Source organism: Dechloromonas sp. CZR5 (assembly GCF_008711155.1).
Classification (GTDB): domain Bacteria; phylum Pseudomonadota; class Gammaproteobacteria; order Burkholderiales; family Rhodocyclaceae; genus Azonexus.
The window spans coordinates 165,610-187,056 of the sequence record NZ_VUYQ01000006.1; the positions used below are offsets into that span (position 1 = coordinate 165,610).

The following is a 21,447-nucleotide window of genomic DNA, read 5'->3' on the forward strand; positions in this document are numbered from 1 at the left end:
TTGCCCATGTGGCTCAGTGGTAGAGCACTCCCTTGGTAAGGGAGAGGTCGGCAGTTCGATCCTGCCCATGGGCACCACCCTTCCGGTCGCCGCGCGACCGTGATGCCTTGAATGGCTCAACAACCGTCGATTTGGTCAGCCTTCAGGCCTTGACCGCCACCATGCCGCGCTGCTTCATGGCAGCCAGAAATTCGCCGAAATTGGCTTCACGCACCGAAATACCGCTCAGGGTGTCGCGCAGGCTGAAGGCACCGATCTCGTCCTGACCGGATTGCATCACGGATTTGCCAGCGGCGTCAGCAGGCTGCGGGCGTAACGTCTTGGAGTAAATGGCTGGCATGATCGGGCTTTCCTATTGGCTTGGCATCAGTTTCTCCCAGACCCGAAAAAACGTCCGTGAGCAAATTCACATGGAATTGATTTTCGCCGCCGCCAGGAATGTACGCCGGGCGCCCTGTAGGGCTTGCAAGGTGCTTCGGTATCGCGCCAACCCTGTGTAAACTGCCGGGATTCTTCACCCTCCCCTAGCCTGCATGGATAGTACCGATCTCGCTGCCGTCTGGCTGACCCTGAAACTGGCCACGATCGTCACGCTGCTGCTGCTCGTCGTCGGTACGCCGATCGCTTGGTGGCTGGCGCGCACCCGCTCCGTTTTCAAGGCTGCGGTCGGTGCCGTCGTTGCATTGCCGCTGGTCCTGCCGCCGACGGTGCTTGGCTTCTACCTGCTGGTCACCATGGGGCCGAACGGACCCATCGGTCAACTGACGCAATCGCTCGGCCTCGGCCTGCTGCCCTTCACCTTCCCCGGGCTGGTCATCGCCTCGGTTTTCTATTCCCTGCATTTGGCACCCCGGTCAACTACCCAAATGGACAACCTAAGTGGCTGTTTTAATGGAGTGGCAAAAAATCGACCTGTCCATCAACTTTTCCAAAAAATGGACCCGTCGATAGCTTGACTGTCCATTTTTTCTAGCCATTATTCTCACGACCCATGGATGCAAACGACTTAGGTGCCATCTGGCTCACGCTGAAACTGGCGAGCGTGGTCACGATACTACTCCTGCTTTTCGGCACCCCTATCGCATGGTGGCTCGCTAGAACACGTTCCAAGCTGAAGGGAGTCTTCGGAGCCGTCGTCGCCCTTCCTCTCGTCCTGCCACCAACCGTCCTTGGTTTCTACCTTCTCCTGGCGATGGGGCCGAACGGCCTTGTCGGAAAGTTCACTGAATGGCTTGGCCTTGGCCTCCTGCCCTTCACCTTCCCTGGTCTAGTCATCGCCTCAGTTTTTTACTCGCTCCCGTTCATGGTTCAACCATTACAGAACGCCTTCGAGGCTATCGGTGACAGGCCACTCGAGGTAGCGGCGACGCTTCGTGCTAGCCCTTGGGATACCTTCTGGTCAGTTGTGGTACCCCTGGCGAAGCCTGGTTTCCTGTCCGGCGCTGTCTTGGCCTTCGCTCATACTGTTGGCGAGTTCGGCGTAGTCCTCATGATAGGAGGCAATATCCCCAACAAAACCCGAGTCGTCTCGGTCCAGATTTATGACCACGTCGAAGCGCTGGAATATACACAAGCCCACGTCCTCGCCGCCTGCATGCTGGTCTTCAGCTTCCTCGTCCTGCTGACGCTCTATACCCTGAACCCAAACAAGGTGAAAGGACGTGAGCAATGAGCCAGATTCACGCAACATTCCGAATCGACCGAGGCGACTTTCGACTAGATGTTGACCTTACTCTCCCTGGTCATGGCGTCACAGCGCTATTCGGTCACTCAGGCTCAGGGAAGACCACCGTTCTTCGAGCCATTGCCGGACTGGAGCACGCCCCTGGAGGCTATTTCGCCCTTGGCGATGTCGTCTGGCAGGACGATGCAAAAGGTATATTCATTCCGACCCACCAACGCTCGCTGGGTTACGTCTTCCAGGAAGCAAGCCTGTTTGAGCACCTTACCGTGGAAGACAATCTGGAGTTCGGTCGCAAACGCATCCCTCAATCCGAGCGAAGGTTTAAGCAATCCGATGTTACTGAACTACTGGGCATTGGGGGCTTACTGAACCGCAGACCAGCTAGCCTATCGGGAGGGGAGCGCCAGCGTGTGGCGATTGCACGAGCTTTGCTGACCGCGCCGCAACTGTTGCTCATGGACGAGCCACTGGCGGCCCTCGACCTGAAGCGCAAACAGGAAATCCTTCCCTACCTTGAGCGGCTGCATGATGAACTGTCGATTCCCCTAATCTATGTCAGCCATGCCCCAGATGAGGTAGCCCGCCTCGCCGACCATCTTGTTCTCCTTGATACGGGCAAGGTTGTGGCCAGCGGGCCACTCACCGAAACCTTGGCCCGCGCCGACCTACCTCAAGCCTTTGCCGACGACGCCGGCGTTGTCATCAAGACTGTTGTCACCCACCACGAGGAGGACGACCTGACCCAACTCGACTTTGTCGGCGGTAGTATTTTTGTCGCCAGACGCCCCGAAACCGTCGGTCGTCGGCTGCGTTGCCGCATTCACGCCCGCGATGTCAGTCTTGCGCTGGAGAAGCCAGTGGCCAGCAGCATCCTGAATGTCTTCCATGGCATCGTCACCGCGATTGCGCCCACCGACACACCGGGCCACGTTCTGGTTCAACTCAGCCTCCGGAACACCCCACTGCTGGCACGCATCACCGAACGCTCCAGAAAAGCACTTAACCTACACGTCGGGCAACCCGTCTGGGCTCAGGTCAAGGCGGTCGCCCTGCTTGCTTGAACGCCATTTACCGGAAAGAAGCTCGATGCCCTACCTTCGTACAATTCTGGCCGTCTGCGCAACCGTTCTCTCCTTCGCCGCCCAAGCTGAAAAGCTCACCATCGCGGCGGCAGCCGACCTCAAGTTCGCCATGGATGACTTGGCCAACACCTACCGAAAAGCGAACCCTGGCGATGAAGTCGATGTTATCTACGGGTCGTCGGGCAAGTTCCACACGCAAATTCGGCAGGGAGCGCCTTATGACATGTTCTTTTCCGCCGACATCGGCTTCCCCCGTGAGCTAGTTGCGTCTGGCCTCGCGGCCTCGGAAGTGAAGCCCTATGCTGTCGGCCGCATCGTGCTCTGGAGCGGCAGCCTGGATGCGACAAAAATAACACTGGCCAGCCTTACTGACCCCAAAATCACTCGCATCGCCATCGCCAATCCCAAGCACGCCCCGTATGGCAAGCGGGCCGAAGAGGCGCTGAAAACGGCAGGCCTTTGGGAGAAAGTGGAACCGAAGCTGGTCTACGGTGAGAACATCGCCCAGACTGCCCAGTACGTCCAGACGGGCAACGCCCAGGTCGGCGTGATTGCCTTGTCTCTGGCGGTCAATGCCGAACTGGCCAGCAAAGGGGGTTACTGGATGATTCCGGACAATCTCCATCAACCCCTTGAGCAGGGTTTCGTGATTATCAAGCACGCACAGGGGAATGCTGCCGCTAAGCGCTTTGCCGACTACATGGGCACGAAGCCTGCCCGTACAGTCATGACCAAATATGGCTTCGTACTTCCTGGTGAAGTCACCGGCAAATAACGAAACAGGGCCATGAATCCTCGCACTCGCACTATCGAGAATTTATTACCGGCTCAGTGGTCGGCCCCGTCGGCAGTCTGATAAGCATCACGCAATTTCATACGAAAAGCCCAGCTCCAAAGCAGTAGCGCAGCGGTCAGCGAACAACCAGTCGAGAACCCGAACGCAACCAACGGGGAAAACGCCTGGTAAAGCCAGCCAAAGACGACGGAAGCGGGCAGCAGAAATAGCCCAGCCGTCAGGTTGAACCAGCCAAAGGCTGTCCCACGCAGCTCGACTGGTGCGATGTCGGCGACCAGCGCCTTCTCGACGCCCTCCGTGGCTGCCATGAAGAGGCCATAGAAACCAAACAAAACGAAAAGAACGCTGCCGTCATGGGTCATCAGACCCAGCCCAGCGTAGAACAGGCCATAGGCCACATAGCCGCCCAGCAGTAGTGGAATGCGGCCAACCTTGTCCGACAGTCCAGCGAGCGGCGTCGAGAAAAGCATGGCCACCAGGGACACAGCTGCCCATAGTAGTGGAATACTGGCCTCTGACACCCCAAGCTCCTTGGCACGCAAGAGCAGGAACATGTTGGACGAGTTGCCCAGCGTGAAGATGGCCACCACGACCAGATAACGCTTGAACGAATCGGGCATATCGCGCAGGTTCCACTGAAACGGCGTGGTGGAAACCGGCTGTCTGTCGCGGGGCTCGTGAATGGACAGCGCCAGGCCCACACACAGCAAGGCCGGCACGACCGACCAGAGGAAGATGTCATGCAATGCCATGCCCGCTGCCAGCAGCGCCGAAGCGACGAGTGGACCGACCACGGCACCGGCATTGTCCATGGCGCGATGGATACCGAATGCCACACCGCGCTGCTCGGCATCAACACTGCCGGCCAACAGCGCATCACGCGGCGATGAGCGCAACCCTTTGCCAATCCGGTCGGCGAAACGGATGAGTAACAGCCCAGGCCAACTCGTGACGAAGGCAATCAGCGGCCTTCCGAAAGCAGCCAGCCCATAGCCGACGACAACCCACGGCTTTGAATGTCGGGTTCGGTCAACCACGACCCCGGAAAACAACTTGAGCAAGCTGGCAGTGGCTTCAGCAATCCCTTCGATGATGCCCAGCGCTCGCGGTCCCGCCATCAAGACCGACGAGAGGTAGAGCGGAATCAGTGGATACAGCATTTCGCTGGAGCTATCGTTGACCAGGCTGATGAGGCCAATCAGCCAGACCGTTCTGGGAAGTTGTCGTATGGTTTTCAGCATTTCAATTTCCTTCAAGTCCGGGACGACGCCATCCAAGAACTGTGAGAAGCCCCTCAGTGAGCCACAGACTGAAGTAGACGAAGAGCCAGGCAAATGCGACATCGGACAAGAAATGGCCGCCGGGCAGCATGCGCGCTAGGCCGACCACACCCGCAAAACCCAAGCTTCCAAGCAGCCATCGACGACGGATAGGCGGAGCCCCAAGCCAGCCAAATGCCATGATGAACGAGGCGCCGACTACATGGCCACTAACAAAAGAGCAGTTCTTTATGCACTGATTGGCAGGTATGAAAGCGGGACTGAACTCCTTCGCCCCGCCGAAGGCTTGAACATTGATGGGACGAGCTCTGCCGGAATGGTCTTTCAATCCGACATCGACCACCATCACCGGTCCGACCAGAATGCCGGCAAAGAGGAAGACAAGCACGGAGCGCATGGCGCGAAACTTCCCGTGCCGGTCCAGGAGGCTCAATGCCAGCAGCACGCCCACCAACAGGAAAAGTAATTGTCCAAGCCGGGGCAGCCCCATGTAGATGGGATAGAGCCAAGGCGAATCCCTATCCAGGAGCCAGGCCCCGTCACGGTAGAGCGAGCCACTGGCCATCAGGTCGAGTTGGGGCAAGGTGATAAAGGCGATGGCCAGGACCAGGGCAACGACGGCCACCAAGAGAAATTCAGATTTTCGGTAATTCATGGTTGTGCAGACGGTTCCCCAAGAACACCAAACTCGACCTCCGTCTTGGCGTAAAACACATGAACACCCTCCTGCTCAATAACCTCGAATAGCCGCTTGAGCTCATCCTCGGTCACGGCCATGACCACCTCTTGGGGTTGGTCGGCTAGCTCAAAAAAGTGTGCCGAGTGGATACGACGGTCATGCCCAAATCCCTCGCTGGCCGCTACGATGGTGGCCCCACGAATACCCAGTTCCCGTGCAGTCAGCATCAGCCACTCCGAAACTGGTTTATGACCATGCCGCCGGTCTTGCTGGGTGAAGAAAGTGACTTGATAGCCTTTCATGATGGTCTCCTCAGATTGTTTTGACCGCTTGGCCGAGCATCAAACCAGCAAAGGTACTCAGTAGAGAACCGCACAAATGCAGGCTCATCGTACCCATTGCCCACGCCACCTGCCCCGATTGAAGTAGCGTGACGACTTCGGCTGAAAAGGTGGAAAAGGTCGTCAGCCCGCCGCAGAACCCAGTGATGATGAACAACCGCCACTCGGGGGAAAGCGTCGGGCTCTGGGCAAAATAGGCAATCGCCAGCCCCACGATGAAGCCACCAATAAGATTGGCTGCCAGAGTGCCTGGAGGCATGCCGGGCAGGAGCCCGTTCAAGCGAATACCCAATTGCCAACGAAACAGAGCCCCCAGTGCAGCGCCCACGGATATGGCCAATATCGGTTTCCACATGCTGAACTCCTGTTCCGATAGTTGTTCTTTCAGGTGGCAAGTTCGCAGCGGAAGAAAACTGCACGCACGTGATGCAATTCATCCGCATGCTGCCTAATGAAGTCACGCAGGCGCTCTTCCGCGTCAATAAGCTCGATGCACAACGGATGTTGGGCGGGGGTACTCTCGATGTGGTGATGACTCATTTTGTGTCCCGGCAAATAGCCGGCATGGACTCTGTGCAGCAGTGCCTGCTGGATGCCGGCACGTTTGGCCGCAGTCAGGAGACGGTGGCTCAAGGCCGGAGCCGTCAGGCGATGCCAGAAACTGGTCGGCTTGGCACGTGCCGCCTGGGGAAAGTAAAGACGGAGGGCGGTCAGGTCGCTCATAATTGTTCTTCCTTTGTTTTGGCCTCTACAGCCTGCTGGGCTGCTTCTGCACGTCGTTGCTTGTGATAGGCGGGCAGTTCCCCCAGCTTCATGCCCTCCGGGGCATGCACGTGCTTTGCATGGCCAACCCGCTGCGAGCGGTAGATGCCGGTGTGCCCGGAAAACAAATAGCTGATGACGCAGGCGATACCGGCGTATACACCGACTTCCGCCCCGAACAACTCCATCGCCATCAGGGTCGAGGCAATCGGCGTGTTGGCCGCGCCAGCGAAAACCGCGACAAAGCCAATGCCGGCCAGTAGCGGAAACGGCATGTTCAGAAGTGGCGCCAAGGCATTGCCCAGCGTGGCGCCAATATAGAACAGAGGGGTGACCTCGCCACCCTTGAAGCCAAAGCCCAGGGAAAACACTGTGAAGGCCATCTTTCCGAGAAAATCGTAGGCAGGCAGCGGCTTCTCAAAGGCTTCCACAATGACCGGTATGCCAAGGCCAATGTAACGGTCTGCGGTGAAATACATGACGACCCCGGCCAGAACTGCGCCACCCAGCAAAGGACGCAGCGGTCCATAGCTGACGGTCTTCTTTACCCATCCGCCGAGCGCATGGGTGGCATCGGCGAACACCTTGCCGGCCAGCCCGAAGACGATGCCGGCCAACACCATGGCGCACAGCCCCCAGGCAGTGATGCGGGGGATTTCCGTAATCAGGTAGTGGGTATGGTGAACACCCCAGAAGCTACAAACCTGGTCGGCCACAATCGCCGAAACCGTACAGGCGAGCAGTGCGTCGTAGCGAAGCCGGCCGATAGCCAATACCTCAAGGCCCCAAACAGCTCCCGCTAACGGTGTGCCGAACACCGACGAGAAACCCGCACTGATACCTGCCATCAGGATGATGCGGCGGTCCTCATGCTTCAATTTGAAAAGATGAGTGAACTGGTCTGCCAGCGCGCCGCCCATCTGGACGGCAGTCCCTTCGCGGCCGACTGAAGCTCCGAACAGATGCGAAATGACCGTTCCGCCCAGAACTAGCGGTGCCATGCGTAGCGGCACCACCTTCTTGGGGTCATGGATTTCGTCGATGAGGAGATTGTTCCCCGCTTCGACGTGCTGGCCGAACTTTAGGTAGAGCCAACCCACGCCAAACCCAGCCAAGGGCAGTAGCCAGATAAGCCAGCGGTGTGTATTGCGGGTCTCAGTCGCCCAGTCGAGCGATATGAGAAAGAAGGCCGATGCCGAGCCGGCCAAGGCAGCAACTGCCGTGGACAACAAAATCCACTTGCCAAGGTAGGGCAACAGGTCGATTTGTTCGGGACGTTTTGAAGGCTTCATGCATGTCCAATAAGTTTTTTTTACGCAAACCTGGACATACAGAGAGGATATGGACGAATGCCTACATCTTCCCGATGAACCAGGAACCATGTAGGCATCATCAGCCCCAAGGGCGGTTAAGTAGGAGGAATGCCATCTCCTTGGGCGAATTCTAGCAGCAAATTACTCTTAGGAGTGCGAACGGATGCGTTGTTTCCTAGAGCAGACGCTCATTGCTGGAAGCGAACGTCTGCTCAGGTTCGTTGGCTGTACTACAGCCAGCAATCAGGTGGTATCAGTCCGTTTCCGTCCAGGCCAGACTTTAGCTCCGCACACAAGGAGCGTTAGCTGACAGGGTCACTCTGGACTTCAGCTGTCTCATTGGAAAAATCTCGTGATTACTGACAGCTTGCGCTGATTTTCACCGCATTGTCACTTTACTTTCATATCCTTATGACTCAAAATCCGCCCGTTTTTATTTCGCGGAGACCCCCTGTGGGCCCTTGTTCGAGTGATAGTTGTTGCTCTGTCCATTTGACGAGCATTCTCTCGGCACGATAACGCGCAGTTCAACTGCCGCTATCTCGCCAAGAGCGGGAAGCGGCGCAGGAAGCCTGTCACCAGGATTCCCTCCAATTCCACCAACAATTTGCTGCCAGGTCTTGTCATGTTCAAGCGCATGACTGATGGCCTGCCATAGCCATACTCCTGGGCCGATTCTGCTGGCCAAAGGAACAGGCTGGCTTGCAAAACACGTCCTCAACATGGGTCTCCATGGGTGTCCGCCTTTCAGTTTTCAGGAGGCAGACCATGCGTTTCAACTTCAATCGTCAGTTCAACAGTGCATCTCTGGTTTTCCGGCTACGAGTGTTCGCTATCGCTGCGTCGGCCATGCGTATAGCCGACCAGCACGACGATTGGAGTGCCAGTTCCCTTTCAACCTGCAATGTCGTACCAGACTTGGAGGGTTAAGCCATGGAACCGACCAAGGTCATTCAGGTGGATACGGTCAAGGACGACTTGCTCGAAGTTCAGGAACTTCTCGCCAAACATCGCCTAGTCGGCGAGATGGCCCGTCGGCAGGATTCGCCACGAAAAGAGGTGGTGGACAATCTGGTTCAACGCCAGCATATCGCCGAGCTTCGGCACCTGCTGGCTCGCCTTCCCTCGGTATCCGTTGCCTTGATTCTAAACGCCCTTCCCGAGGAAGAGCGCTTGCTTGTCTGGAAGGAGCTTGCCGAGGAACGGCTGGATGACATCCTTGAGTTGCTCTCGGACGATATTCGAGAAGCCTTGGTGGGCGATGGCCATCAAATCAGTTCCAAGGTGATGGTCAATATCTTCGAGTTGCACAACGGTCGACTGCGTCAAACGGACATCAAACGACCGCAGGACTTTGCCGGTTGCCAGCCTATCTGGGTGGATTTGGTTGCGCCAACGCCCAAGGTTAGGGAATGGGTAGGCCAGCATTTTGGCCTTGAGTTGCCAGACCCGGACAACCTCACCGACCTGGAAGCTTCGGCCCGCTTCTACATTGAAGACAACGGCGAGGTTCACCTGCATTCGGATTTCCTGCTCAATCTGAACGACGAGTCTCGTAACGTCCCTGTGGCATTTATTCTGCACAACGAGATTCTGTTCTCGGTACGTAGCGAGGAGCTTCCTGTCTTCCGGCTGCAACGTATGCGGGCCCGAACGCAGCCCGGCTATGTCACCGATGGCAAGGATGTCCTGCTCGACCTCTATGCGGCCGATGCGGAGTATTCGGCTGACCGACTGGAAGACGTTTATGCCGAACTGGAACAGGTCGGCAAGAAGGTGTTGAGTACCCGCCTATCCGACGATGAGGCCGGGGAAATCCTGGGGGATATTGCCCGCCAGGAAGACTTGAATGGTCGCGTACGTCGCAATGTCCTGGACACCCGCCGGGCGCTGTCCTTTCTGGTGCGCAGCCATTTACTCACGCCTCATCAAAATGACGATTCCCGCCAAATCCTGCGTGACATCGAGTCGCTGGATAGCCACACCTCCTTCCTCTTCGGAAAAATCAACTTCCTGATGGACGCCGTGGTGGGTTTCATCAACATCAACCAGAACCAGCGAGTCAGCAAGCTGACTACGTTCTCCATCATCTTCATGCCCATCAACATCCTGGCCGGTATGGGCGGGATGTCGGAATTCTCGATGATGACGAGCGGCATCCCTTGGGAATACTCCTATGCGGCATTCACGGTCGCGATGGGCGCGGTGGGCTGGGTCACTTATCTGGGTCTCAAGCTGCATCAGAAGCGAGAGGCACTGAGAAACAGGAAACTGGCCTGATAGCGCAAGAATTTCCGGTATTTCGATTCGACGCCTTTTGATTTTTGAAACTACACCATGAACGATTCACAAGAACTCTCCCGCCTTGCCGAGATGGATAATGAAGACGCCAGCCCCGAGCGTGAGGCAGCAACCAAGCGCAGCACCTGGGTCAGCGTGGTCGTCAATATCGGGCTGACCATTTCCCAGGTCGTGGCGGGGATTTGGTCCGGCTCACAAGGTCTGATTGCGGACGGCATCCATTCCTTGTCAGACCTGGTGGCCGACTTCGTCGTATTGCTCGCCATTCAGCACAGCCAGAAGGAAGCGGATGCCGACCATCATTACGGGCATCAGCGTTACGAGAACGCGGCATCGCTGGTCCTCGGAGGACTACTTCTGGCTGTTGGCGTCGGCATGATTTGGTCAGCCGCGCACAAGCTGCAAACCCCGGAAAGCATTCCGACAGTGCACATGACTGCCCTCTGGGTGGCCTTGGCGGCACTGGCGGCCAAGGAGCTTCTTTTCCGTTACATGCTGGCGGTGGCTGAGCGTGTTCGCTCCAGCATGCTCGTTGCGAATGCCTGGCATGCCCGTTCCGACGCAGCTTCCTCGCTGGTCGTGGCCATCGGCATTGGTGGCAATCTGTTGGGCTTTTCTCTCCTAGACCCAATTGCCGCACTGATTGTCGGTTTCATGGTTTCTCGCATGGGCTGGTCATTTGCCTGGGACGCGCTCCATGACCTGACCGACAGAGCGGCGACCGAGGAGCAGATTGCTGGTATCTCGGAAGACATTCTGGCCACGCCGGGCGTACTCGGGCTACACGAACTGAAAACCCGCAAAACGGGCGATATGATTCTGGCCGATGTGCATCTCGAAATTGATGGGCAATTAACGGTCGCTGAAGGGCACGCTATTGCCCGGCAAGCCAAGCTGAATGTGATGTCTCGCCATCCGGTGCTCTACCTGATGACGCACGTTGACCCCGTAACGCCGGATGGCGGCAAGTAGGCCGGCAGCCATCCCGAAACCAATTTCGACCCCTTCGTAAATACGTGGTGCCCTATGAACCTGCAAGCAATCGAACACATCAACCTGGCTTCGCTGGCCGATACCACTATTAGCTTAACGACCGCTTTCCTTCTTGGCAGTTTGATTGGCGTCGAAAGGCAGTACCGCCAGCGGACGGCTGGTTTGCGGACCAATGTCCTGGTCGCCGTAGGTGCGGCCATTTTTGTGGATATGGCCAACCGCCTTAACGGACACCAGGGCGCTATCGGTGTCGTTGCCTATGTGGTCTCTGGCATTGGCTTCCTTGGCGCTGGCGTCATCATGCGAGAAGAAGGAAACGTCCGCGGACTCAATACCGCTGCAACGCTCTGGGGGTCGGCTGCGGTAGGTGCTTGCGCTGGGGCTGACTTGTTGTTGGAAGCGGTGATGGGTGCCTTGTTCGTGCTTGCATCGAATACCTTGCTTCGCCCGGTCGTCAATCAAATCAACCGGCAGCCTATCGACACCCTCGCGGTGGAAGTGACCAATACGGTGTATGTCATAGCCCCGCGTGAGCATCAGAAACAAGCACTGCAATTGCTAGAAAGCATGCTGGAAAAGGCAGACTACGGCACGCGTGACATGGTGGTTCATGCCTTTGGTGATGATGCCGTTGAAATCGAAGCGGTATTGCTGGCCTCTGCGGTGGAGGGGGAACAACTCGACCAATTGACCCGGCGACTGGCAGAAGCACCCATCATTACTCAAGCCTTCTGGAGTCCAAGTACAACGGAGTAATGACGGCACGCCATCAAGAACGAAGATTCCAACGGACCACGAATATAGAAATCAAAAGACAACGCCGATGAAATTTAAAGCTTTAGCCTGCGCAGTTCTCGCCATTCCATCATTTGCCTTTGCTGCTCGTCCTTTCGTGACTGACGATGCTCGCCTGACCACGGGAGGGAGTTGTCAGCTTGAAAGCTGGATGCGCATCTACCCCAATAGCACTGAAATCTGGGCCCTTCCTGCATGCAATCCGACAGGAAATCTCGAGTTCACGTTTGGTGGTGGCAGGGCTAAAGCTGATGGTGAACAAGCCACGACTGACTATGTGTTTCAAGCCAAGACCCTGTTCCGCCCACTAGAAACCAATGGTTGGGGTTGGGGCTTGGCGGTCGGTACGATTCGTCACCCGGAAATCAATCCTGGGCCAAACATGCTTGGCAACACCTATGCCTACATCCCTCTGTCTTTTTCGATGTACGACGACAAGGTGATTGTCCACACTAATCTTGGCTGGCTAAAGGACAAGGCATCCGGCCTCAACAGCACTTCATGGGGCATTGGCGGAGAGTTCAAGTTGCATCCGAGAGTGCTCGGCATCGCCGAAACATTTGGCGACAATCGTGGCCTGTCTTATGGGCAGGTGGGGGTACGGTATTCCGTGATACCAGACCTGTTTCAGGTCGATGCCACCTTTGGTCAGCAGCTTTCCGGAGAAGGTAATAGCCATTGGGTATCTTTTGGTATTCGATATACCCCCGACAAGCTTTTCTAAACCAAAGACTGCATTGAGGGTTTCACCAGCTATCTGACGAATGAGCCCCAAGCTCAGCATAGAGTCGGGTGCTGCCACTAGGGTTGCCAGTCGATTACGCTCTGCGTACTGCTTATATTGGCTATTAGAGTTGCTATGTTGCTTGTTCCCTCGAATAAGCCAGTATTGCTCTTAATGCAGCTTCGCCATACGAGCCTCCGGCTTGGGAGACGCCACGTATGTTGCATACTACTTGAGCACCATGAACGATGAAGCTCGCTTCCAAATCCTGAGCGACCTCCATCGCATGGCTAATCATAATTACGTTAGGTGTAACGTGATTAACGTTTTTTCCATTCTCGCTAACCACTACGAGGGTATCTGTTTCGTTCGCAAAATAAGCAAAGCCTGCCGTCGGGCTACCAACGACATCTCCCCCTTCCTCTGAATAAACAGCATGAACCAATTCCATTCCAGATAACTTCTCTGGCGAAACTTTCCTTGCACTGCTCCCACTCGCTTTTTTCTTCGAGGCATTGATGCTTTGCTGTTCCAGGCCACCCGAAATCAGCGCATCCAGAGCCCTAGCCAAGTGCCCCATAGCTCGTCATCTCAATTGATAGGTTATCCAGTCGCCGAAGGGTCTTCGGCAAATAATGTATACTTTAGTATAAAGACGAACGACTGCCCATCCCCTACCGTCTCCTCTCTGTCAGGAGGGGTAAGTGGAAGCGAGCGAAGCATTCGGAAAAGCATTACGCGAACGGCGAAAGGCTTGCTCATTGAGCCAGGAAAAGCTTGCCCTTGAAGCTGACTTGGAGCGAGTCTACGTCTCTCTGCTCGAGAACGGCCATAAGCAGCCGACATTCCAGACGATTCTCAAGTTGGCCAGAGCACTGAACTGTACAGCGAGCGATTTAGTAGCTACCGCCGAGAAGTTGATGGCGAGTTAATTGCCGGTTTTCGCTGTTCAGTCAGTTATCGCAGGCTTTGAGTCGCCTCTGATTGGCAGTATCTTTGAGCCGGTGAACTGGGCTAATTTCTTCTTTACCTCCGCCAACTCACGTAATAAGCACACCTCTCTGACCAAAGCGGCTTCTAATTTGGTCCGATAGTCGTCAGCATCCGCTTTAGCTCGCGCAATACGTTCATAGTTCTCTCGTGCTGGCGAAGCTTGAGCCCGAGCTGCTTCCTCGATGGCGGCAATCAGGTCTGCGAAAACCAAACGCGATTTTTTGATGCTGCCCTTGCCCCTGCCAGCTTCCAGTGCAACGGCATCATTGGTGATTCTCGTACCCTTTGGGACAACTTTCGACGCACCCTTCTTGAGGCGTTCCAGTGCATCAAAGTAGTCATCTAGTGTTTGGTTCCCCATTATTTAACCTCTCCGCGCTGTTGGAGGACCCGTGCCCTAGTTTCCTGCAAAACATCGAGGTCTGCTTTCTCAATTTTCCACTCAATGGAGTCAGGTCTAAGCCGACTGACTAATGCCGTTTGTCCCTTAATTACCTGTTCCAGTTTTGATAAGCGACCGACTAGGTTAGGGCATCCCCCCAAGCAGTCCACATCAAGAAAACGAATGGCCAGTTCATCGCAAGGGCCAACCTTCGTACATCCACCAATAGGCGTTTCCTTGTAGGCGAGTTCGCCGTTCCGGAAGCGCCGCAACGTAGTTTCGCGGTCAAGAATAATTTGCCCTTCAGCACCGCCCACACGATCTTCAATCCACTTCACGTAGCCGCCAAATATTGGCTCGTCAGGGAAAAGAACGTCCCGAATGAATGCAAGTCCGGATGCTACTGGCCCGGCCTCTTGCCATTCCAAGCCAAAGTGCTCTTTGTCGTCGCCGATAAAGTTCTTGGCATACATTGACCCCCGGGCATAGTAGCGAGACATTTCCTCGGTCAAGTGTTGTAGCTGCCGGCGTAGCGAAGAAAGTGAAACCAACCCGGACCTCTGTGCATACAAAGCCAAGGACCGCCTCAACATGTGCTCGGTCAGTGGCCAAGGAACTCCCACCTGAAATTCAGCTTCAGAACGCCAAGCACGATGCGGGTCAATATGCTCAAGCTCCTTCAAATCTCCATCTTCAATCAAGGGACAAACCCGCTTTCGAAGCTCCACGAACTTGGTGCTAAAGAACGAATTACCGAGCGCCTGAAATGTCTTTCCAGCCCGTCGTGTGTTCCGTCCAGTAAAGTTCAGATAAGCAGTAGTTACAAATAACGGGAAATCATCATCAGGCTTCTTTGTTATTGAGGGCACTTCGCCAAGATGCGCATAAATAACTTTCGATATACGCTGAACAATACGAATTGCACGATATCCTTCGCTATTGGTCACCCATTTAGTTCTAACCTTTTTTAGCTTCGTGGTATTACCTTGAATAAGGCGGTGAACCACACCTCCTAGTGAGCGCTCCTCGTCGATACAATTGAATGGAAGGTAGCGCGCTTCGGCATTTCTCATTCCCGAAAATGTAATGATGTACAATTTAGCGACATTCATTACCGAAGACAATCCAAAAACCAAGCCATGCACACTGTACGATAAGTTGTTAATGTCGAAATATTCTTTCAACCGATAGTTGGACAGTAACTTAGTGAAATCATCTTTGTATTCACCTGGGGTGCGCGCAATTCCATGTCTTGTCGCTATGGTGATTTGCTGACGCTTGCTCTTTCCGAGAATCGGGTCTCCCAGGCACTCCCTAAGCAGCGATAAATATCTTTGTTCTACAGCCTCCCAGTCCTTCAGTTCTGAATCAAGCGCGGATATAAGTAACGAATATATTCTAGTTGGAATTGGCGGATATTGTTTTCCAGTATCCCCTTTGAGTTGGATGCAAGCCAAAAGTACATCTTGTCCACTCTTTCCGACAACAAGGAACCCTATTTTTTCTGCACCCAATTTGAGCAAAAATGACAGGAGGGCCGCCAACATCGTCAATTTCCCTTTGATTGGCTCGGCATAGGCATACTCAGCCAAACGAGGCTTGCTACTTAATACGTCTTTTAGGGAGCATTTTTTATTAAATGCAAATACCGCAACCGAGCGCAGCATATTGAGATAGTTTCTCAGGCTGCTCAAAGATAACCGAACCCCGGGTCTGGCATACATAAGCAGAAATAGAAAGTACCTCATCTCGGCCACCAAGGATTCAGTGCCCGCTACGGACTCGTCGTCAAAGACGTAAAAATACAGACAGGTGAAATCCCCACGACCGTAGTACGGGGTTAAATCCCAAAAGCCATCCCCATATCTCGAAAGAATTTGTCCGTCTTTTGCCCTGCTCACCACCATGTTATCAATGGGAATGAGCCCACGACTCAAGTCCCACCGGTCAGGTGCAGGGCTACCGTCGTTTACGAAATACTTCGGACTAAATAATGTGCTTTGACTCATGGGGACACCAAGTCCAGTTGGATTAGCAATTCGAGTTTTGCCGCCCAATATTCATCCAGCTCACCGAACTCTTCAATAGACCGAGTAGTGCTTGAAATCAACTCAGGTTTCTGGATGCGTTTACCAATTTCAACAAGTAGCTCGTTAATGCGCGACAGAACCTCTCCGAAAACGCTATCAAAGTGCTCAACGCTTGCGGCCAGCGAACTGGTTTTCTGAATGCAATAACGGCAACTAAGGAGTTTTCGGACATCGTGTTCATCGGCATGGACCTTATAGTTGTCGCAGAAAAAACAGCCTTCAGGATTGCGACAATCGGGAGAAACCGTGCCAGATGTACCATCCGCCTTGGGCTTCCCATAATCTAAACAGCGCCCAACAGGCCCTTCTTGACTGGCATTCCGCACCTGCTCCCCCTCTAATACAACAGAGGAAACCCTGTCGAGAAAAGCTGTCATCTCAACTCTGTGAGTTTCGGGGGAACCAGCCACATAAGCCGCCTTCAACGTCTCTTCCGAGTTCTGGACAACGTCCGCCGCCACCGAAAGCGGTACCTCCTTGCGTAGCATCCAATCTACATTAGCAGAGCGCCACTGCCGTGGCGTAATCACTGGCAAGGATGAATCGATGCGCATCAGCCTTTGATACAGTTGCCGTGGTGCGTAATACTTCAGTTGCCCAGGCTGCCCCAAGCCTCTAACGCCGAGTGAGAAAAAGAGCCATTTACACTGACGACCATTCAGCAAGTAGCTACGCAGTTCGAGATACCGCTTAAAGTCTGCTAAAAACGTGGACTGAATTTCAAATGACTGCTTTTTCCCGTGCGCCCGCCACTTGACCACCCGGAATTTCTGGCGAACGGTGCCGACCTCGTACTCGCCACTCCACTCTAAGGTCCTAACTTGCTCCAGATTCATCCCGGTGTAGGCAATGAATAGAAGGGTAAACGCTTGCAGAGCTTGCATACCGGATGCCAATCGGTAGGTATGTCTGACGTTATTGTTCGCTGCGCTTAAGTTTGCGATGGCACTCCGAACGCTTTTCTGGGCATTGCACCTTAAAGAGTGTTTATGCAAGACTTCATGAAGTGCATTGACTCTACCTTCAGCAAAGTTATATGCCGACGAATGGTCTTTTTTGCTTCTATATGCCTCGATTTCAAGAGGCGTTCGAAACCATTCATTCATTGGAAAAACCCACATCCCATCGTTCGGCCATTCCAGATATTTCGGGAGTCCGAGTTGATACGGGTAGTCAAGCTTCTTGAGAACGAGGTCCGTTAATCCGTGAAAAAACGAATAGGCCAGGCTTAGCGCCCTGGCTTGATTCGCCTCGACAGGTGGCACAGTTGGTTGGCTATCGTCATTGCTTTTTTGCGGCAAATTCAGCCCTTGCTTTAGGTCGTCTACCTCAAGGAAGTTCGATAGGAACTTTAGGGGATAGTTACAGAAGCGGGCTGCTGTCCCCGATACAATCTCCTTGCGAAGCAGACGCTCCCAAACACCATCAACAAAATCGACGAAGGCGACACGAGCCGAATGTTCGTTGCAGCACGCTTGGTGGTGCCCTGCTGCATCTGCCCAGTCCATGAAGTTCAAAATACCGAGAGAGGTTTCAAAATGGGCTGTTACCGGGGATATACCTCCGTGGGAGTACCGGTCGGCAACGTACTGGATAATTCTCTGGACTTGTTCGACCCTTTCGAGGTCCATAGACGAGAGGTCCACTCGCCGCCCGTCCGTACGCCGTCGGCTTGGTCCGTCCACGGCTCGCTTTAAAAAGCAAAGCGACCCAATATCCAGAGTTCCTTTGCCAGGAAATTCGATGACCGCCTGTTCAGGATTGAGAACCCTAAACCCCTCGGAAAACGGCAGAGTAAAGAGCGTTACGGGGCGCGACTGATACTGGCTCAAAGCACACCTTCCATTGCTCTACGGCAGAGCTCTTTAAGATGCGATTCATGTTGCCCAACGACTGCACGCTTGAATTTAAGGCGATGCCGGTAATTCAAGTACAAATCAGTAGTTGCGGCACTTTCGTGGCCCATTCGTGCCTTCACGAACTCCCGCACCTCTGACAACGTCATCTTGCCGGTTTCAACTTGCTTTAGCAGCAGGTCCGTCAGGTTCATCCCAAAGGTTGCCCGGGTATCGTGGAAGCTGAAATCAAACTTTTTGCACCCAAAATTCTTTTGGACGTACGGTCGAATTACATTACGAATGAATGTCCCAATCGCCCCTCCATCGAAGTCGTAACGCCGTTTGTTCTTTGGGTCAAAGGTCTGCCGCTCTTGTTTATCGGTGTAATACGGTGTCCCGTGCTGGGTAAGGAAGAGATATTGACTGGAGTCCTCCCTTCCGCATTTTTGGCGCCGACGGCACGCACGATGGCTGACGGAATAGGTTTGAAGAGTCCGATAAAACCAACCTGGTATGTGCAACACCAAACGCTTGTTCCGCTTCGTGTCTACTCCGGTGCCCGGCCCAATTGGCAGTTTTACTATCTCATTGGGGTCATCAGACAGCGATGCCATTTCAGTATGCCAAACCTTCAGCGTACACACTGTTTGCAGTCGAGCACCTGTCACCAAGGCCATCAGGTGTATAAGAATCATCTCTGTATTGCCGGCAGCCTGCAATGCTGAGAGCAACCACTCCTGCTCCTCCAAAGGAAGCGGGCGTAATCGACCGCCGTCCTGAATGGTTTCATCAAAGGTATCCTGCTGCTCGGCAACCGGTATGGCCAAGTCGGTAGATTTGATGGCTTTCGTTCGCTGAAAACCAAAGGAGTCCTTCGATGATATGTAAACATCGCGCTCCTTCCAGGGGGGATTTGCAGGGGTGAAAAGACCCTCACTCACCAGCCAGCGATAGAAGCCAACAACTGAACCCATCCTACGATTCAGCGTCCTGGCACCTAGTTCGCCGGTACGCAGCATTAGATTTAGATGAGCACAATACCGGTAGGTTGGCCGAAAGAGCTTGTTCTTATGAAAATCGGTCCAGTCAATCTTTGTTTCCTCGACAAAGCGGCGGTAAGCAGCCAAATCAAGGGCCTTTGCATCATAAGTGCGCATATCAGGGCCTGGCGTACCCTCCAGTCCGGCAAGTAAGTAGAGACAGGCCTCTGCCCACGGTTGCCCTGAGCCTTCAAGTACGAGGGGATACAGATTGAATTGGGCTGGCACCCAGTTAGGCAGACCATCTCGGCGACCGCCGACACCATCAGCCATGACATATCGAGCAAAATATGGCTCATCAGCCTCAGTGACTAGGAACGCACCATCATCGCCAGAGTGACACAGCTCTGTAATGGATAGGGATGGAAGTGTTACCTTCTTCGCCCTGCGTAGAGAAGAATCATTCATGTAGTCCATTGCCCCATCAACAGCATTCCTGAAAACCGCTACTGCCTTTGCAAGGAAAGGGAAAAAGCAGCATCCCAAACCTCTCACGCATAGCCAGAGACTTTAATGGAGCCAGAAACCAACAACAAACCTAAGTTACTGATTCGTATAGCGTATAAGTGAACATCCGCCAAACAACTAGATTTTATTTGCGCAAATACAACAAAAATCCCTTGCAGCGACGCAACTACGCACAACTAGAACTCCAAAGCTATGAAGTTTCACGAATAGGTACTAGCCCCTTCCTTTGTCAATAAAGCATCAACGCGGGAGTTAGCGTATTTCCGCAAGTACACGGGAGTACCTTCGTCGTGCAGCCCATACAGAATGCCTTCGAAGCCATCGGCGACGGCCCGCTGGAAGTAGCCGCCACGCTGCGCGCAAGCCACTGGGATACCTTCTGGTCAGTCGCGGTGCCGCTCGCCAAGCCAGGTTTCCTGACCGGCGCCATTCTCGGTTTTGCCCATACCGTGGGTGAATTCGGCATCGTACTGATGATAGGCGGCAACATTCCGGATAAGACCCGCGTCGTGTCGGTACAGATATACGATCACGTCGAGGCCTTGGAATATACCCAGGCCCACTGGCTGTCCGGTGGCATGGTCCTGTTCAGCTTCCTGGTGTTGATGGCTTTGTACACCTTCAACCCGGCACGCCGGAGCGCGCCATGAGCGGTGAAATCAGAGCACGCTTTCGCGTCGAACGGGCCGGGTTTTCACTCGATGTCGACCTGACCCTGCCCGGGCAAGGCGTGACCGCTCTGTTCGGCCATTCCGGCTCGGGAAAGACCACCTGTCTGCGCGCGATGGCCGGGCTGGAACGGGCAGCCAAAGGCTACTTCTCCCTTGGCGAGGAAGTATGGCAGGACGAAACGCGCGGCCATTTCCTGCCACCGCACCGGCGCGCCCTTGGCGTCGTTTTTCAGGAGGCCGGCTTGTTCCCCCACCTGTCGGTGCGAGGAAACATGGAATTCGGCCAACGGCGGACACGCGGCAGCAGTGCCCTGACCCTCTCCGAAGTCGCCGACCTGCTCGGCATCGCCCATCTACTCGAACGTTCACCGCAGCAGTTGTCGGGGGGAGAACGCCAGCGAGTGGCCATCGCCCGCGCCTTGCTGGCGGCGCCCAGAATCTTGTTGATGGACGAACCGCTGGCCGCGCTCGATCTCCGGCGCAAGCAAGAAATCCTCCCCTACCTCGAACGCCTGCACCGCGACCTGGATATTCCCGTCATCTACGTCAGCCACGCCCCGGATGAAGTGGCCCGTCTGGCCGACCACCTGGTTCTACTGGAGAATGGCCGGGCTGTCGCCAGCGGCCCGCTCAATGACGTACTCGGGCGCCTCGACCTGCCGGCAGCCTTTGCCGACGATGCCGGCGTCGTTATCAACGCCCGCATTGCTGACCATGAGGCCGACGACCTTACACGCCTTGAATTTTCGGGTGGCCCAATCTTCGTGTCCCGCCGCAGCGAAGCTATCGGTACGCCGCTGCGCTGCCGCATTCACGCCCGTGATGTCAGCCTGGCGCTGGTGCCGCAAATGCAGTCCAGCATCCTGAACTGTGTGACCGCTACCGTAGTCGCCCTGGCGCCAACCGACACCCCCGGCCACATCATGGTCAAACTGCAGGCGGGAAGCGAACCCTTGCTCGCACGCATCACCCGACGATCCGCCGAAAAACTCGATATACGACCCGGCCTCGTCCTGCGCGCCCAGATCAAGGCGGTCGCCCTGCTCGGCTGAGCGCTCGGCAGGCCGGGCACCGCCCTCTCCCGCCATGTGCATCGAGCCCTCCCTCTTCACCCGAGGATGCGAAACGGCAAATGAAACCAAGACGCAATATTTCATATATTTATGAATAATCTCATCGGTTTTTAGCCAACCCGACTTGCATTATCAAACTGGC

Annotated in this window: 22 protein-coding genes, 1 tRNA gene, 1 pseudogene and 1 riboswitch; of the genes and pseudogenes, 12 read left to right on the forward strand and 12 right to left on the reverse strand. The window is 54.8% G+C overall.

Features of this window, described 5'->3' with window-relative positions; genetic code table 11:
* The first annotated feature begins 2 nt into the window (after window positions 1-2).
* A tRNA-Thr gene (locus tag F1002_RS16045) sits at window positions 3-77 on the forward strand.
* Window positions 78-142: 65 nt separating this feature from the next.
* On the opposite strand, the gene F1002_RS16050 is transcribed toward F1002_RS16045, so the two are convergent.
* Window positions 143-340, reverse strand: coding sequence for a hypothetical protein (locus F1002_RS16050; protein ID WP_150430052.1), 198 nt, complete (start codon window positions 338-340; stop codon window positions 143-145).
* Between the two features lie 193 nt (window positions 341-533).
* On the opposite strand from F1002_RS16050, the gene F1002_RS16055 reads away from it, so the two are divergent.
* The 4 genes from F1002_RS16055 to modA are packed head-to-tail and all read left to right on the forward strand — an operon-like array spanning window position 534 to window position 3,541.
* Complete coding sequence (locus F1002_RS16055) at window positions 534-956, forward strand: molybdate ABC transporter permease subunit (protein ID WP_370452168.1); 423 nt, start codon at window positions 534-536, stop codon at window positions 954-956.
* A 35-nt stretch (window positions 957-991) separates the two neighbouring features.
* Window positions 992-1,672, forward strand: coding sequence for a molybdate ABC transporter permease subunit (gene modB, locus F1002_RS16060; RefSeq protein WP_150430053.1), 681 nt, complete (start codon window positions 992-994; stop codon window positions 1,670-1,672).
* Entirely contained in the window at window positions 1,669-2,745 is a 1,077-nt protein-coding gene (gene modC, locus F1002_RS16065; RefSeq protein WP_150430054.1) for a molybdenum ABC transporter ATP-binding protein, read from the forward strand. The genes modB and modC (F1002_RS16065) overlap by 4 nt, the downstream gene beginning before the upstream one ends.
* A 25-nt stretch (window positions 2,746-2,770) precedes the next feature.
* Window positions 2,771-3,541 (forward strand): molybdate ABC transporter substrate-binding protein, encoded by a 771-nt coding sequence (gene modA, locus F1002_RS16070; RefSeq protein WP_150430055.1) that lies wholly within the window; start codon window positions 2,771-2,773, stop codon window positions 3,539-3,541.
* Window positions 3,542-3,594: 53 nt separating this feature from the next.
* On the opposite strand, the gene F1002_RS16075 is transcribed toward modA, so the two are convergent.
* Genes F1002_RS16075 through F1002_RS16100 form a run of 6 tightly spaced genes read right to left on the reverse strand, consistent with a single transcriptional unit; the run spans window position 3,595 to window position 7,916 of the window.
* A complete protein-coding gene (locus F1002_RS16075; protein WP_150430056.1) occupies window positions 3,595-4,803 on the reverse strand; it encodes an MFS transporter in 1,209 nt (402 codons plus the stop codon).
* 1 nt (window position 4,804) lies between these two features.
* Window positions 4,805-5,497: a phosphatase PAP2 family protein gene (locus tag F1002_RS16080; RefSeq protein WP_150430057.1), complete on the reverse strand. Its 693-nt coding sequence runs from the start codon at window positions 5,495-5,497 to the stop codon at window positions 4,805-4,807.
* Window positions 5,494-5,823 (reverse strand): DUF190 domain-containing protein, encoded by a 330-nt coding sequence (locus F1002_RS16085; protein ID WP_150430058.1) that lies wholly within the window; start codon window positions 5,821-5,823, stop codon window positions 5,494-5,496. Before F1002_RS16085 ends, F1002_RS16080 begins: the two co-directional genes overlap by 4 nt.
* A gap of 10 nt (window positions 5,824-5,833) precedes the next feature.
* A complete protein-coding gene (crcB, locus tag F1002_RS16090; protein ID WP_150430059.1) occupies window positions 5,834-6,217 on the reverse strand; it encodes a fluoride efflux transporter CrcB in 384 nt (127 codons plus the stop codon).
* Window positions 6,218-6,246: 29 nt separating this feature from the next.
* Complete coding sequence (locus tag F1002_RS16095) at window positions 6,247-6,585, reverse strand: DUF190 domain-containing protein (RefSeq protein WP_150430060.1); 339 nt, start codon at window positions 6,583-6,585, stop codon at window positions 6,247-6,249.
* Window positions 6,582-7,916 (reverse strand): voltage-gated chloride channel family protein, encoded by a 1,335-nt coding sequence (locus F1002_RS16100; RefSeq protein WP_150430061.1) that lies wholly within the window; start codon window positions 7,914-7,916, stop codon window positions 6,582-6,584. Before F1002_RS16100 ends, F1002_RS16095 begins: the two co-directional genes overlap by 4 nt.
* A gap of 84 nt (window positions 7,917-8,000) precedes the next feature.
* Window positions 8,001-8,065, reverse strand: a riboswitch (Fluoride riboswitch).
* A gap of 805 nt (window positions 8,066-8,870) precedes the next feature.
* On the opposite strand from F1002_RS16100, the gene F1002_RS16105 reads away from it, so the two are divergent.
* The 4 genes from F1002_RS16105 (at window position 8,871) to F1002_RS16120 (ending at window position 12,750) form a co-directional block, all read left to right on the forward strand.
* Window positions 8,871-10,217: a magnesium and cobalt transport protein CorA gene (locus F1002_RS16105; RefSeq protein WP_150430062.1), complete on the forward strand. Its 1,347-nt coding sequence runs from the start codon at window positions 8,871-8,873 to the stop codon at window positions 10,215-10,217.
* Window positions 10,218-10,274: 57 nt separating this feature from the next.
* Complete coding sequence (locus F1002_RS16110; protein WP_191090437.1) at window positions 10,275-11,210, forward strand: cation diffusion facilitator family transporter; 936 nt, start codon at window positions 10,275-10,277, stop codon at window positions 11,208-11,210.
* 54 nt (window positions 11,211-11,264) lie between these two features.
* Window positions 11,265-11,987 (forward strand): MgtC/SapB family protein, encoded by a 723-nt coding sequence (locus tag F1002_RS16115; RefSeq protein ID WP_223879640.1) that lies wholly within the window; start codon window positions 11,265-11,267, stop codon window positions 11,985-11,987.
* 67 nt (window positions 11,988-12,054) lie between these two features.
* Window positions 12,055-12,750 carry a hypothetical protein gene (locus tag F1002_RS16120; RefSeq protein ID WP_150430063.1) on the forward strand — a complete coding sequence of 232 codons (696 nt, stop codon included), beginning with the start codon at window positions 12,055-12,057 and terminating at the stop codon, window positions 12,748-12,750.
* Window positions 12,751-12,883: 133 nt separating this feature from the next.
* Here the strand turns inward: F1002_RS16120 and F1002_RS16125 are convergent, their stop codons facing one another.
* Window positions 12,884-13,321 carry a hypothetical protein gene (locus tag F1002_RS16125; protein WP_150430064.1) on the reverse strand — a complete coding sequence of 146 codons (438 nt, stop codon included), beginning with the start codon at window positions 13,319-13,321 and terminating at the stop codon, window positions 12,884-12,886.
* A 133-nt stretch (window positions 13,322-13,454) separates the two neighbouring features.
* Between F1002_RS16125 and F1002_RS16130 the strand changes: the two genes are divergently transcribed.
* A complete protein-coding gene (locus F1002_RS16130) occupies window positions 13,455-13,682 on the forward strand; it encodes a helix-turn-helix domain-containing protein (RefSeq protein WP_150430065.1) in 228 nt (75 codons plus the stop codon).
* Between the two features lie 17 nt (window positions 13,683-13,699).
* On the opposite strand, the gene F1002_RS16135 is transcribed toward F1002_RS16130, so the two are convergent.
* Genes F1002_RS16135 through F1002_RS16150 form a run of 4 tightly spaced genes read right to left on the reverse strand, consistent with a single transcriptional unit; the run spans window position 13,700 to window position 19,510 of the window.
* Entirely contained in the window at window positions 13,700-14,104 is a 405-nt protein-coding gene (locus F1002_RS16135) for a hypothetical protein (protein WP_150430066.1), read from the reverse strand.
* Window positions 14,104-16,134 (reverse strand): hypothetical protein, encoded by a 2,031-nt coding sequence (locus F1002_RS16140; RefSeq protein WP_150430067.1) that lies wholly within the window; start codon window positions 16,132-16,134, stop codon window positions 14,104-14,106. Before F1002_RS16140 ends, F1002_RS16135 begins: the two co-directional genes overlap by 1 nt.
* The gene (locus F1002_RS16145; RefSeq protein ID WP_150430068.1) at window positions 16,131-18,047 is read right to left on the reverse strand and encodes a hypothetical protein; all 1,917 of its coding nucleotides are present in this window, start codon (window positions 18,045-18,047) and stop codon (window positions 16,131-16,133) included. Before F1002_RS16145 ends, F1002_RS16140 begins: the two co-directional genes overlap by 4 nt.
* Window positions 18,044-19,510 carry a site-specific integrase gene (locus tag F1002_RS16150; RefSeq protein WP_150430069.1) on the reverse strand — a complete coding sequence of 489 codons (1,467 nt, stop codon included), beginning with the start codon at window positions 19,508-19,510 and terminating at the stop codon, window positions 18,044-18,046. The genes F1002_RS16145 and F1002_RS16150 overlap by 4 nt, the downstream gene beginning before the upstream one ends.
* Before the next feature lie 332 nt (window positions 19,511-19,842).
* On the opposite strand from F1002_RS16150, the pseudogene F1002_RS16155 reads away from it, so the two are divergent.
* Window positions 19,843-20,211 (forward strand): annotated as a pseudogene (locus F1002_RS16155) (molybdate ABC transporter permease subunit); the annotation flags it as partial.
* Window positions 20,208-21,284, forward strand: a complete 1,077-nt coding sequence (gene modC / locus F1002_RS16160) for a molybdenum ABC transporter ATP-binding protein (RefSeq protein ID WP_150430070.1) — start codon at window positions 20,208-20,210, stop codon at window positions 21,282-21,284. The pseudogene F1002_RS16155 and the gene modC (F1002_RS16160), both read left to right, overlap by 4 nt.
* The last annotated feature ends 163 nt before the right edge of the window (window positions 21,285-21,447 follow it).